This window comes from Micromonospora inaquosa (assembly GCF_003857055.1).
In the GTDB taxonomy this organism is placed as follows: Bacteria; Actinomycetota; Actinomycetes; order Mycobacteriales; family Micromonosporaceae; genus Micromonospora; species Micromonospora inaquosa.
In genome coordinates, this window is sequence record NZ_QGSZ01000200.1 from 1 (window position 1) to 12,069 (window position 12,069).

Consider the following 12,069-nt stretch of genomic DNA (forward strand, 5'->3'; position numbering starts at 1 on the left):
GCGGCGGGCGGCGGGCATGGTCAACTCGGGTTTCCGGAAGTCGCGGTATTCCAGGCCGATTGAATGGCCGACTTCCTGAAACCCGAGTTGATCAGAACAAGCTCCGTGCCAGGCGGGCACCCGCCGGCCGGGTCCGGCCAGCGGGGGCGCCAGCCGGGCAGGTACGGGTCCCTCAGGTGGCGTCGTCGTAGCTGACGCGGGGGGCCGGCGTCGAAGGGCTGCTGGTGGCCGTGCCGGAGCGGTTCCCGTTCGACCGCAGGTCGGCGGCGTTGGCCACGTCCTTCAGGTCGTCGTGTACGCCGCTGACGTCCGCACGCAGGTTGTCGTAGACGCCCTGCAACGGCTTACGGATCGCCGCCTCGTCCTCCTCGCTGAGGAGGTGCTTGCGGATGAACGCCTTCGGGTGCAGGTCTTCCAGCTGAATGTCGGTGCCCAGCTCACGGCTCAGGTCGCCGGTGGCGTTGCGGGCCATGTTGCGCAGGTTGCGCACCAATCGCAGGCCGTCGGTGATCACGGCGGGGAGCCGGTCGCCGAAGATCAGCAGCGCCAGGAGCAGCAGCGCACCGATCTCCCACCAGTTCAGGTTGTCGAGCATCCCGCGGGCCTCCTCTCGGCGTCAGCAGCAAGACTACGCACGCCGGACGGCTTTCGGGCAAGGGGTGAGCCGCTGTTCACTTCGCGTCCGCGGCGAGAGTTACCGAGGTGTTCTGCCGGGCGGAACCCCGCCGATACTCGACGGTCACGACCGAGCCCGGCGCGTACTTGCGGACCAACGCGGTGAGGTCCGTCGGCTCGGTCATCGGCCGCCCATTGATCTTGAGGATCACGTCGCCGACCTTCAACCCGGCACCGTCGGCAGGGCCGGACGGCTCCACCTCGGCCAGCCGTAGGCCACCCCCGACAACCCCGGCCGGGCCGTCCGCCCGGGCGCCGATCACGGTACGCCGAGCCTTGCCGGTGCCGATGATGTCCTGGGTCACCCGCTTGGCCTGGTTGATCGGGATGGCGAAGGCGAGCCCGATGTTGCCCGCCTCCTGCCCCTCGGCGACAAGGGACTTGATTGTGGAGTTCACCCCGACCACCCGGCCGGCGCCGTCGACCAGTGGGCCACCCGAGTTGCCGTGATTGACCGCCGCATCGGTCTGGATGGCTGCGTAGTAACGCACCGGGCCGCCCGGCTCGCCGGCCTGCATCGTCCGGTCCAGCGCACTCACGATGCCGGCGGTCACCGTGTTGGCCAGCGACAACGGCGAGCCGATGGCGAGCACGGGGTCGCCGACCGCCAACGCGTCGGAGTCGCCGAACTCCACAGGTCGCAACCCGGGACGACTCACCTTGATCACGGCGATGTCCGACTCCGCGTCCTGCCCGACGATGGTCGCCGGCGCGGTGCTGCCGTCGCTGAAGACCACCGAGGCCTTGCCGCTGCCGCCGGCCACCACGTGGTCGTTCGTGATCACATGACCGTCGGCGGTGGCAATGAACCCGGAGCCCTCACTGGTGCCGCCGAGGCTGCTCACCCGTACGGTGACCACGCTGGGCAGGACCCGTTCGGCGACCCCGGCCAGCGACTCGGGTTTGCGCTGCGCCAGTGCCGGCACCTCTGCGGGCGCACCGCCGAGGACCGCAGCACCAGCCCCGCCGCGCACCGCGAACGCGTAGCCCAGCGCACCGCCGAGGGTGCCGGCCAGGAGCGCGGTGATCACGGGGATGAGCAGCAGGTGGCGCAGTGTCGGCCGGCCTGGCGCGTCGGGGTCGGTGACCGGCTCGGGCTCGGTGCCGGGGGCCACCACCCCGGGCACCACCACCGCGGTCGGTGCCGCCGGGTCCCGCCACGGGTCGGCGAGGGCGTCCGACCACCAGGGCGACGCGTCGGCCGAGTTGGGCCCGCCCGCGCCCGGTGCCGGCCAACTCGACGCTGATCCGACGGGAGACGCCGGCCCGACGGGAGACGCTGATCCGACGGGATTGACCGGCCCAACCGGAGACGCCGGCCAGCCCGATGCCGGGCCGACGGGGGCGGCCGGCCCAACCGGAGACGCCGGCCAGCTCGATGCCGGCCCGCCAGCCGGTGAGGCGAGGGGCGCGCGGTCAGCCCCCGGCATGGTCGGCCCCACCGGCGGGACTCCTGCCCCGGGCGGTCGCGCCGGATCCGGAGTCTCACCGCCCCGGCGCCAGTCCCAGCCGTCGGTCACGTCGGTGCCTCCCAGTCCGTCCCCGGATCCCGCGCCGCGTCGCCCGGCCACGGGCCGGTCTGGTCGCGGCTGACGGGATACCGCCTCCAGGATTGCACGGATGTACGCGGCGCAGTCAGCGGTTGCCCCGGTGATCGCTTCCGGTGGAGGCGCGGCTGCGCCCCACGACGGTCGCCTCTACGCTCACAGTGCCAACCCGCCCCCGCACCACGCACCGCCCCCGGAGGTGCCCCATCGCCACGGTCGCCGGTTCCGGCAGTTCGACGACGCAGGCTCAGCAGTTCGCCGAGTCGTACGTCACCGAGGATCTCGTCCTGCGTACCGCCCGTAGCCTGGCCCGCGAGGTGGGCCTCGACGCGGTCACTCCCGGTGCCGGAGCGGCGCTGCGCCTGCTGGCCGCCGCCGGTAATGCCCGTGCGGTGGTGGAGATCGGCACCGGCACCGGGGTGAGCGGTGTCTGGTTGCTGCGCGGCATGCGCACCGACGGCGTGCTCACCACGATCGACGTGGAGGTGGAGCACCAGCGGATCGCCCGGCGGATCTTCGCCGAGGCGGGCTTCGCGGCCGGGCGCACGCGGATCATCACCGGTCGGGCGCTCGACGTGCTGCCCCGGCTCGCCGACGGTGCGTACGACCTGGTTTTCGTGGACGCGGAGGCGACCGGCTTCCATGCCTGCGTGGAGGCGTCGCTGCGGCTGTTGCGGCCGGGCGGCGTGCTGGCGCTCAACGGCGTGCTGGCCAGCGGCCGGATCGGCGACCCGGCCGCCCGGGACGCGGAGACGGTGACGGTTCGCGAGACGATCAAGGCGGTCCGGGAGTCGGAGCACTGGATCCCCGCGCTGCTTCCGGTCGGGCACGGGCTGCTCGCCGCGGTGAAGTGCTGACCCAGGCGCATGACGGGTCAGAGCCTCGGTCGAGCCGAGGCTCTGACCCACGTCCTAGTTGACGTCGGCCAGCCAGCGGAGCAACGACCGGACGCCCCAGCCGGTGGCGCCGCGGCTGACCTCGGCCTGGTCGCCGTCGGCCCAGGACGGGGCCGACATGTCCAGGTGCAGCCAGCGGTCGCGTAGGTCGCCGGTGAACTCGCGCAGGTAGAGCGCGGCCAGCACCGAGCCGGCGCCCTGGGCCGGTGCGCTGTAGAGGTCGGCGATCTCGCTGCCGAGGTACTCGAGGTAGTCGGTGTGCAGTGGCATCCGCCACGCGGACTCGCCGGCTGCCTCGGCCGCCGCCAGCACGCCGGCGGCCAGCTCGTCGTTCTCGCTGTACAGGGCGGCGGTGCGCTTGCCCAACGCCACCGAGTTCGCGCCGGTGAGCGTGGCCAGGTCGAGCAGCAGGTCCGGTTTGAGTTGCTGCACCGCGTACGCCAGCGCGTCGGCGAGGACCAGCCGACCCTCGGCGTCGGAGTTGGTCGTCTCACTGGTCGTGCCGCCGTAGTGCCGGATGACGTCGCCGGGGCGGAACGCCGAGCCGCTGACCATGTTCTCGGCGAGCGGAGCCAACGTGGTGATCCGGACGGGCAGCCGCAGCGTGGCGGCGCCCAGGGTGGCGGCGACGACAGCTGCCGCGCCGGCCATGTCCTTGCGCATCAGCTTCATCGACGCCACCGGCTTGATCGAGATGCCGCCGGTGTCGAAGGTGATGCCCTTGCCGATCAGCACCACGTGCGTACGCGCGTTGGCGGGGTGCCAGTCCAGTTCGACGAGCCGGGGTCCGCTGGCGGAGCCACCGCCGACGGCGAGGATCCCGCCGAAGCCCTCGGTGGTCAACTCGGCCGGGCCACGGACCCGCAGTCGCAGGTCCGGAAGATCAGCTGCGGCGGAGGCCACCTGGTCGGCGAACCACTGCGGGTTCTTCACCGAGGAGGGGGTGTTGGTCAGGTCCCGGGCGAGATAAGTCATCGCGGCCGTGGTCCGGGCCGTGGTGACGGTGTCCTCGTACCGGGTTGGATCGGCGAGCAGCAGGTCCACGCCGCTGAGCGCCGGCCGGTCGCCGGCCTCGGTGAGTCGGAATCGGTACGGGGCCAGCAGCAAACCCTCGGTCAACCCGCGAACCTCGGCCAGGTTCACCTCGGCCGGCAGCGAAATGGTGATATGCGTCTCAGTGGCGGCGGAGCGGGCCAGGGCCGCGCCGGCCGTCCGCCAGGCCGCCTCGTCGCCGTCACCGATGCCGAGCAGCAGCAGCCGGCCGGGGGTACGCCCGGGGCGCAGCTGGGTGTGGATCTCGCCGGCTCGGCCCGTCAGTCGCGCCGCTGAAACCAGCGCGGCGACCTCGTCGGCAGTGCCGTCCGGGGGCGCCACGGCGGTCGACATGGGCTCGGCCGGGGTGTCACCGTCCGCCGTCGAGTCGGCGGGACGGACGGGCAGGACGAGGGCGTCGAGCCGGTCGGGCTCGGCGATCAGGCGGATGGCGAGCACGCGGAACCGTACCTCCAGGAAAGTGTCGCGGACGGAAGCGAACCCACCTGTCCGCAGAGTTGAAGACCCTGAGCCACCGGCGATTCCGGTGGCTCAGGGTCCGAAGAACGGTCCGGGCGGCTCACGCCGCCCGGAGCACTCCTTACTCAGCCGGCCGCTGCCTTCAGTGCGTCACCGAGCGCGTTGGCCTCGTCGGGAGTCATCTCGACGACGAGCCGGCCACCGCCCTCCAGCGGGACCCGCATGACGATGCCCCGCCCCTCCTTGGTGACTTCCAGCGGACCGTCGCCCGTCCGCGGCTTCATCGCCGCCATGTTGTCTCCCCTCAGACCTACACCAGGGTCGGTGGGTTGCCCCACAGCCACTTCGTCACGACCACCCGCAACGGTCACGGGGGTGTCGACCAACGATTTTCCCTGATGAACACCGCCGGACCCAAACCGGAGCAGCATTGATGTAACAGCATCTAGCTTATCTTGAGAAGGCCTGTCACAATGTGCGGTCATGCAGGCACGGTCGGCACTCTTCGACCTGTACGGCGACCACCTCCGTCCCAGGGGTGGCCGCGCACCGGTTGCTGCCCTGGTCAAGCTGCTGGCGCCGCTGGGAATCGCGCCGCCGGCAGTTCGCACCGCCGTGTCCCGGATGGTGCGCCAGGGTTGGCTTGAGCCACTCCGGTTGGCCTCCGGACCGGGATATTCGATCACACCGAAAGCCGCCCGGCGACTCGACGAGGCAGCCGCCCGGATCTACCGGACCGGCCGGGTCACCTGGGACGGCAGATTCGATCTACTCGTGTTGGAGGCCCCCGGCTCCCGACGGGACCGCCAGCGGCTCGCCGCCAACCTGAGCTTCCTCGGCTACGGGACGCTCGACGAGCAGACCTGGGTCGCCACCCGCCCCGCCGAGGACGTCGATCTGCTCCTCGCCGAGACCGGCATCCGGTTCGAACGGTTCACCGCCTCGCACTACTCCGGCACCCCCGGCGCGATGGCGGTGGTCCGACGAGCCTGGAACCTGACCGACATCGGCCACGCCTACGAACGGTTCGTCGCGGACCAGCGCCCGCTGCTCTCCGCGGTCACCGTTCGCAGCACCGACGAGGAGGCGTACGCGGCGCGGTTCCGCCTCGTGCACGCGTGGCGTACGTTCCTCTTTCAAGATCCGCAGCTGCCCCCGGCACTGCTGCCCGAGCGGTGGCCTGGCACCGCCGCCGCCAGTTTCTTCGACCGGCACGCGGCCCGGCTGCGTCCGGCCGCCGACCGGTACGTCGAGCAGTGCCTCGACGCCGGCAACCGCATCGTCCGACAGAAGGGTCGTTAGACACGTGACCGAGCCGCTGCTGGTCGACCGGACCGACGCCGTCGTCACTCTCACGCTGAACCGGCCGAACGCGATGAACGCGCTCGACGTGGCGCTGAAAGAGGCGCTGCGGGACGCCCTGGCGGAGTTGGAGACCGACCGGTCCTGCCGCGCGGTCGTCCTGGCCGGGGCGGGCGGGTCGTTCAGCGCCGGTCAGGACCTGCGCGAGCACGTGTCCACCCTGGAAAACTCCGCCAGCGACCCGCTGGGCACCGTGCGGGCGCACTACAACCCGATCGCCGCCCGGCTCGCCAACCTACCCAAGCCGGTGGTCGCCGCGGTTCGTGGGATGGCCGCCGGGGCCGGCGCGTCGCTGGCGTTCCTGGCCGACATCCGCATCGGTGGTCCGACCACCAGCTTCCTGATGGCCTTCGCCAAGGTCGGTCTGGCCGCCGACACCGGCGCCTCCTGGACGTTGCCCCGACTGGTCGGCCACGCCAAGGCGGTGGAGTTGCTGATGCTGGCCGAGCCGGTCCGCGCCGAGGAGGCCTGCCGGCTGGGTCTGCTCAACCGGTTGACGGACGACGACGAGCAGGTGTTGCCCGTCGCCCAGGAACTGGCCGCCCGCCTCGCCGCCGGCCCGACCATCGCGTACGGGGCGATCAAGCGGCAGCTCTCCATCGCCGATGCCGGCACCCTCGCCGACGCTCTCGCCGCCGAGGCGCAGGCCCAGTCGATCTGCGGCGCCACCGCCGACCACCGGGCGGCCACGCTCGCCTTCGTCGCCAAGCAGAAGCCGGTCTTCGAGGGCCGCTGACCTGCTTCGCTAGTCGTCCTCTTCTGGGTCCTGGTTGGCCTGCTCGCCCAGCACGAACGCCTGCATGGCCAGCTCGTCACCGGCCGGCGAGACGAAGGCGGGCAGCTCACGAGGCCCCAGCTCCTGCACGTAGGACCAGAACAGCCGAACCGCGTCGGCGGGCGTGCCGGCCTCGATCGGCAGGTCGAGGCTGACCAGCCAGGTGCGCCGCGCCGGGGGTGGGCCGAGCTGGTCGGCCAGCGCCCGGAAGGCCGCCGGCTCCAGTGCGGTGACCGGCCCGTCGAGGGTCAGCAGGTCGGCCGGCACCGGCTCGTCGAAGGCTCGTCGGGTGTACGCGACGACGAGCGTCACCGGCTCGGCCGGGGACTGCGGGTCGTCCGGGTCTTCGCGGTGGCGTTGACCCGGCGCGCTGACCCGGCCGAGGGCCACCAGCCGTGGCGGCGCGTCGACCAGCACCGCCACCTGGTCTCCCGGCCCCGGCCGGGGGACGTCGGTCAGGCCGGTCAGCTCCAGCGTGTCGTGGTGCACGAGCCGCTCGGCCTCGTACCGCTCGGCGGGCAGCAGCACGGCCCAGGTGCCCACTCCGTCGGCGTTGCCGGCCGCACCGGCCCGGTGCGCGGTCTCGGTCGTCATGTCTGCCATCTCATCACGCCGCCGGTGGCACAGTGACGTGACAGCCGACGATGTGATCGTCGACCATTCCGGTGGCCTGCATCAGTGCGTACGCGGTGGTGGGACCCACGAACCGGAAGCCGCGCTTCTTGAGTGCCTTGGCCATCGCCGTCGACTCCGGGGTGATCGGCGCGAGCTCGGCGAACGAGGCGGGGCGAGCCGGCCGGGGCTCCGGCGCGAAGGACCAGAGCAGCGCGGACAGGCCCTCCGGCAGCTCCAACGCGGCGCGGGCGTTGGCGATCGCGGCCTCGATCTTGGCCCGGTTGCGGACGATGCCGGCGTCGGCGAGGAGCCGGGTCACGTCGGCGTCGTCGTAGCGGGCGACGGTCGAGAGGTGGAACTCGTCGAAGGCCAGCCGGAACGCCGGACGCTTGCGCAGGATGGTCAGCCAGGACAACCCGGACTGGAACGCCTCCAGGGTCATCCGCTCGTAGAGCGCGTCGTCGCCGTGCAGCGGCCGCCCCCACTCAGTGTCGTGGTAGATGGCGTAGTCGGGGGTGCTCGACCCCCAGGCGCAGCGAGCCAACCCATCAGCGCCGATCACCAGGTCAGTCACCTCGTACACGCTAGGGCATTGGTCCGACACCCCATTGCCACCGGCCGCCCGGCTGCCTATGGTGCTTGTTACCGACCGGTAGGTCGGGGTCACCCGCGGTGCGCCCCGCCCGGTGACGGCGAGCGGAGGCCACGGTGAAGGAGTTCCCGGACGTCATTGCCTGGTCGGTCCCGGCCTTCGTGCTGCTCATCGTGCTGGAGCGGGTCTCCTATCTGCTGCACCGCGACGACGACGAGGTCGGCTACGGCGGCGCCGACACCGCGACCAGCCTGGCGATGGGGCTGGGCAGCCTCTTCGCCGACCTGCTCTGGAAGGTGCCGATCGCCGCCGCGTACGCGCTGCTGTACGCACTCACCCCGCTGCGGGTCGCCGAGCTCTGGTGGACCTGGCCGCTGATCCTGCTCGCCCAGGACCTCTGCTACTACTGGTCGCACCGCAGCCACCACGTGATCCGCATTCTCTGGGCGTCACACGTGGTGCACCACTCGTCGCAGCGCTTCAACCTCTCCACCGCACTGCGCCAGCCGTGGACCGGCCTGACCAGTTGGGTGTTCTACCTCCCGCTGATCGTGGCCGGCGTACACCCGGCCGTGGTCGCGTTCTGCGGCTCGGTCAACCTGCTCTACCAGTTCTGGATCCACACCGAGCGGATCGAGAAGATGCCGCGCTGGTACGAGGCGGTCTTCAACACCCCGTCGCACCACCGGGTGCACCACGCGTCGCAGGGCAGCTACCTGGACCGCAACTTCGGCGGCATCCTGATCGTCTGGGACCGACTCTTCAGGTCGTTCGCGCCGGAACGGGAGCGCTGCGTGTACGGCCTGACCAAGAACGTCGGCAGCTACAACCCGGTCCGGGTGGCCTTCCACGAGTACGCCTCGATCGCTCGGGACCTACGGGCGGCGGTGACCTGGCGGCACCGCGCCGGGCATCTCTTCCGCGCACCGGGCTGGCAGCCGGCACCGGGTCGCACGGTCAGGGCAGCCGGCCCTGCTCAACCAGACGGGCAAACCTCTTCAGTGCCTGGGTGAGGCCGAGCTTGGAGCCGGGCCAGAGCACCGGCCACGCCAGTCGACCGGCCCGGCCGCCCGGCAGATGGAACCACTCGTGCCAGACGACCTGGGTGCGGTCCCGGCCCAGCTGGGTGCAGCGCAGCACCCCTGGGCCGCGCAGCAGCTGGCCGTGGTGCACCACGCCGATCTCGTACGGCTCGTCGACCCGGACCACCCGCATCTCGTCGCGTAGCGTCGCCCGACCGAGCGCGGTCACCGCCTCGATCCGGCTGCCCTCGCGCCCGTCGCCCTCGACCACCCGGACGCGAGTGAACGGGATCCAGTCCGACTGACGTTCCCAGGCGAGCAGCCCGGCGAAGACCCGCTCCGCCGGGGCGTCGACGATCACCGTGGCGGTCACCTCACCGGCACCGGGTCGGGCCGCCTCCCGAAGATCGTCGGCGCCCTCCGGCTGAGTCACGCCGACTCCGACCGAACCACCGCGTCGCGCTGCTCGGTGCCGTCGGCGAGTGCCGCGGCGGTCTGCTCACGATCGGGCGACTCGTCAAGGGCGGGCGCAACGCCGTCGGAGTCCGCCGCGGACGAGGTGGCGGCGGGCAACGGGCCGGTGGCCGTCGAGCCGACCGGGGCCGAGCCGGCCTCGTCGGTCAACGGCGCGTCTTCACCCGGCTGCACCGCCTTGTCCGGCTCGGCTGCCTTGTCCGGCTCGGCCGCGTCCGCGGTCGTCACCTTGCTGGTGGACTGCTCGCGGGCCTGGCGCAGCACGTCCGCGTCGTCGGTGCGGCCCTCACGCAACGCGATGACCTCCGACTCCAGTACGCCGATCAGCTCGGACTTGTAGCCGATGTCGTAGGCGGCACGGCGCATCGCCTGATCGACCTGGTCCATCCGGTACCCGCGCAGCCCGGTGTCGAAACGGACCGCCCCCACATCGGATTCGCGTAACGGGCGGGTGCCCGGCAACGCCACGGCCTGCGAATCCGGCTCGGCCGGCACCAGGCCGGGATCACGGCCGTTGACCAGCACCGTCACGCCGAAGATCACCGCCGCGACGGTCAACGCCACGACCAGGAGGAGCAGAAGCTGACCCATGTACTGATCGTGGCATGGCAGCCGGTTCGGAGCGACCCCGCCACCCGCCCCAATCACGATCGGCGCCGACGCCCACTCGGAAAGGCGGACGGGTGACCGGCTAGCGTCGGGATCGGCCGCCGCGGCGGCGACGGCGCGAACTTCCAGGAGGCGGGCATGGCCGGGGCGCTTCGGCTGGGTGGGCACACGTTCGCCGCCGGCGAGCTGGTGGTGATGGCGATCATCAACCGCACACCGGATTCGTTTTTCGACCGGGGGGCCACCTACGCCGCCGACAGCGCGCTGCGCGCCGTGGAGCGGGCGGTGGACGAGGGCGCGGCCATCATCGACATCGGCGGGGTCAAGGCCGGTCCCGGTGCGGAGGTCGGCGTCACCGAGGAGATCCGGCGCACGGTGGACACCATCGCCGCCGTCCGGGCCGAGTTTCCGCAGGTGGTGATCTCCATCGACACGTGGCGGGCCGAGGTGGCGACGGAGGCCGTGGCGGCCGGCGCCGACCTCCTCAACGACACCTGGTCCGGTGCCGACCCGACCCTGGTGGAGGTGGCCGCGCAGACCGGCGCCGGGCTGGTCTGTTCGCACGCTGGCGGCCTGACGCCGCGGACCAGGCCGCACCGGGCCGCCTTCACCGACGTGGTCGCCGACGTGGTGGCGACGGTGACCGGGCTCGCCGAGCGCGCGGTGGCGGCAGGGGTACGCCGGGACGGCATCCTCATCGACCCGGCGCACGACTTCGGTAAGAACACCCGGCACTCGCTGGAGATCACCCGCCGACTGGACGAGCTGACCGGAACCGGCTGGCCGGTGCTGGTGGCGCTCTCCAACAAGGACTTCATAGGTGAGACGTTGGATCTGCCGGTGGCCGAACGGCTGGAAGGGACGCTCGCCGCGACGGCGGTCTCGGCCTGGTTGGGCGCCCAGGTCTTCCGGGCCCACCAGGTCGGCCCGACCCGCCGTGTGCTGGACATGGTGGCCTCGATCCGAGGCGACCGCCCGCCCACGACGACCCGCCGAGGGCTCGCCTGACCGGTTGTTGCCGTAACCGACCTCGACCGGCCGGACAGACCGACACGATCGCCGGAGGTCGTTGCGCTCAGGTCCAGCGGAGGATGTTCCTACGCCAGGCGTAGAGGATGCCGAGCGCGAGCACCGCCACGAACACCGCCATCTCCACCACCGTCACCAGACCGAAGCCCGGCCGGTCGAAGACCACCGCCCACGGGAAGAGGAACACCGCCTCGACCGCGAACAGCACGTACAGGTACGCGTACACGTAGTAGCGGATCTGCATCTGCGCCCAGTCGGCACCGACCGGATCGAGCCCGCACTCGTAGCTGGCCCGCTTGCCTGGCGGATCGGCCGGACGCGCCGGGCGTAACACCCGGTTGGCGGAGAACGCCGTAACGAAGAAGAGAACGCTGGCGAGCAACAGGAGCCCGAGCGTCGCGTACGAGCCCAGGTATCCAGTCACAGTCGGCAGCCTACCGTCCGCCCCGGACGGGCCGGTCCTAACACGTTACGGATTTGTTTCCGGATGGGACTAGTGCACCGAGGCAACTGTTATCGAATATGGGACACCCACCCCTGGCACCGGAGGACAGATGGCCCGCGTGAAGGCATCGCCCGGTAACCGGGCGGAGGGGCGGCGTTCCACGCCCCTGCTGGCGCTCACGCTCGGCCTGCTCGCGGCGCTCGCCCTGGGACCGGCCTGGGCCAGTGCGGCCACACCGGCCGCGGACCCGGTCGCCACCTCGGCCGACCCGATCAACGAGCCGGGAGGGGAAGTGCCCCCGACCACCCCGGCGGAGGAGCCCACCCCGACCGAGGTGCCGGGCGGCGAACCCGGGCCGACCGAGCCGGCACCGGAGACCACCGCGCCACCACCGGAGACGACGCCACCGGCACCGGTCACCACCGCCCCGGAGGTCCCCCCGGTGCCAACCACCGTCGCCCCCGCGCCGGGCCGCACCACCCGACCGCCCAGCCCGGCTCCCCCGGTGCCTCGGAC

13 protein-coding genes and 2 pseudogenes are annotated in these 12,069 nt (G+C 71.9%); 6 read left to right on the forward strand and 9 right to left on the reverse strand.

What is annotated here, in order from left to right:
* Positions 1–172: 172 nt before the first annotated feature.
* Positions 173–595: a twin-arginine translocase TatA/TatE family subunit gene (locus DLJ59_RS14095; RefSeq protein WP_124772970.1), complete on the reverse strand. Its 423-nt coding sequence runs from the start codon at positions 593–595 to the stop codon at positions 173–175.
* 76 nt (positions 596–671) lie between these two features.
* Positions 672–1,916 (reverse strand): annotated as a pseudogene (locus DLJ59_RS14100) (S1C family serine protease); the annotation flags it as partial.
* A gap of 593 nt (positions 1,917–2,509) precedes the next feature.
* Here DLJ59_RS14100 and DLJ59_RS14110 point away from each other — a divergent pair.
* Complete coding sequence (locus tag DLJ59_RS14110; RefSeq protein WP_124772981.1) at positions 2,510–3,079, forward strand: O-methyltransferase; 570 nt, start codon at positions 2,510–2,512, stop codon at positions 3,077–3,079.
* Positions 3,080–3,133: 54 nt separating this feature from the next.
* Here the strand turns inward: DLJ59_RS14110 and DLJ59_RS14115 are convergent, their stop codons facing one another.
* Together DLJ59_RS14115 and DLJ59_RS14120 are read right to left on the reverse strand one after the other, a co-directional pair.
* Positions 3,134–4,609 carry a leucyl aminopeptidase family protein gene (locus DLJ59_RS14115; RefSeq protein WP_124772971.1) on the reverse strand — a complete coding sequence of 492 codons (1,476 nt, stop codon included), beginning with the start codon at positions 4,607–4,609 and terminating at the stop codon, positions 3,134–3,136.
* A 146-nt stretch (positions 4,610–4,755) separates the two neighbouring features.
* Positions 4,756–4,923, reverse strand: coding sequence for a DUF3117 domain-containing protein (locus DLJ59_RS14120; protein WP_007455245.1), 168 nt, complete (start codon positions 4,921–4,923; stop codon positions 4,756–4,758).
* Between the two features lie 190 nt (positions 4,924–5,113).
* Here DLJ59_RS14120 and DLJ59_RS14125 point away from each other — a divergent pair, with 190 nt between their 5' ends.
* Complete coding sequence (locus DLJ59_RS14125) at positions 5,114–5,932, forward strand: PaaX family transcriptional regulator (RefSeq protein WP_124772972.1); 819 nt, start codon at positions 5,114–5,116, stop codon at positions 5,930–5,932.
* A 4-nt stretch (positions 5,933–5,936) separates the two neighbouring features.
* Entirely contained in the window at positions 5,937–6,728 is a 792-nt protein-coding gene (locus DLJ59_RS14130) for an enoyl-CoA hydratase-related protein (protein ID WP_124772973.1), read from the forward strand.
* Between the two features lie 9 nt (positions 6,729–6,737).
* Here the strand turns inward: DLJ59_RS14130 and DLJ59_RS14135 are convergent, their stop codons facing one another.
* Positions 6,738–7,361, reverse strand: a complete 624-nt coding sequence (locus DLJ59_RS14135; protein WP_124772974.1) for a hypothetical protein — start codon at positions 7,359–7,361, stop codon at positions 6,738–6,740.
* Positions 7,362–7,374: 13 nt separating this feature from the next.
* Entirely contained in the window at positions 7,375–7,956 is a 582-nt protein-coding gene (locus DLJ59_RS14140; RefSeq protein ID WP_124772975.1) for a DNA-3-methyladenine glycosylase I, read from the reverse strand.
* A gap of 134 nt (positions 7,957–8,090) precedes the next feature.
* On the opposite strand from DLJ59_RS14140, the gene DLJ59_RS14145 reads away from it, so the two are divergent.
* Complete coding sequence (locus DLJ59_RS14145; RefSeq protein ID WP_124772976.1) at positions 8,091–8,987, forward strand: sterol desaturase family protein; 897 nt, start codon at positions 8,091–8,093, stop codon at positions 8,985–8,987.
* On the opposite strand, the gene DLJ59_RS14150 is transcribed toward DLJ59_RS14145, so the two are convergent.
* Positions 8,932–9,429 (reverse strand): SRPBCC family protein, encoded by a 498-nt coding sequence (locus DLJ59_RS14150; RefSeq protein WP_124772977.1) that lies wholly within the window; start codon positions 9,427–9,429, stop codon positions 8,932–8,934. The genes DLJ59_RS14145 and DLJ59_RS14150 overlap by 56 nt on opposite strands.
* On the reverse strand, positions 9,426–10,061 hold the full coding sequence (locus DLJ59_RS14155) for a DivIVA domain-containing protein (protein WP_124772978.1): 636 nt from the start codon (positions 10,059–10,061) through the stop codon (positions 9,426–9,428). The genes DLJ59_RS14150 and DLJ59_RS14155 overlap by 4 nt, the downstream gene beginning before the upstream one ends.
* 156 nt (positions 10,062–10,217) lie before the next feature.
* Here DLJ59_RS14155 and folP point away from each other — a divergent pair, with 156 nt between their 5' ends.
* The gene (folP, locus tag DLJ59_RS14160) at positions 10,218–11,087 is read left to right on the forward strand and encodes a dihydropteroate synthase (protein WP_124772979.1); all 870 of its coding nucleotides are present in this window, start codon (positions 10,218–10,220) and stop codon (positions 11,085–11,087) included.
* A gap of 67 nt (positions 11,088–11,154) precedes the next feature.
* Here folP and ndhC read toward each other — a convergent pair whose 3' ends face one another.
* The gene (gene ndhC, locus DLJ59_RS14165; RefSeq protein WP_088986508.1) at positions 11,155–11,532 is read right to left on the reverse strand and encodes an NADH-quinone oxidoreductase subunit A; all 378 of its coding nucleotides are present in this window, start codon (positions 11,530–11,532) and stop codon (positions 11,155–11,157) included.
* A 130-nt stretch (positions 11,533–11,662) separates the two neighbouring features.
* Here ndhC and DLJ59_RS14170 point away from each other — a divergent pair.
* Positions 11,663–12,069 (forward strand): annotated as a pseudogene (locus tag DLJ59_RS14170) (hypothetical protein); the annotation flags it as partial.

Bases quoted from the DNA above. Each gene is read 5' to 3' on its own strand.
- DLJ59_RS14095 (WP_124772970.1), bottom strand. From the start codon at position 595: ATGCTCGACAACCTGAACTGGTGGGAGATCGGTGCGCTGCTGCTCCTG.
- DLJ59_RS14120 (WP_007455245.1), bottom strand. From the start codon at position 4,923: ATGGCGGCGATGAAGCCGCGGACGGGCGACGGTCCGCTGGAAGTCACC.
- DLJ59_RS14125 (WP_124772972.1), top strand. From the start codon at position 5,114: ATGCAGGCACGGTCGGCACTCTTCGACCTGTACGGCGACCACCTCCGT.
- DLJ59_RS14135 (WP_124772974.1), bottom strand. From the start codon at position 7,361: ATGACGACCGAGACCGCGCACCGGGCCGGTGCGGCCGGCAACGCCGAC.
- DLJ59_RS14155 (WP_124772978.1), bottom strand. From the start codon at position 10,061: ATGGGTCAGCTTCTGCTCCTCCTGGTCGTGGCGTTGACCGTCGCGGCG.
- folP (WP_124772979.1), top strand. From the start codon at position 10,218: ATGGCCGGGGCGCTTCGGCTGGGTGGGCACACGTTCGCCGCCGGCGAG.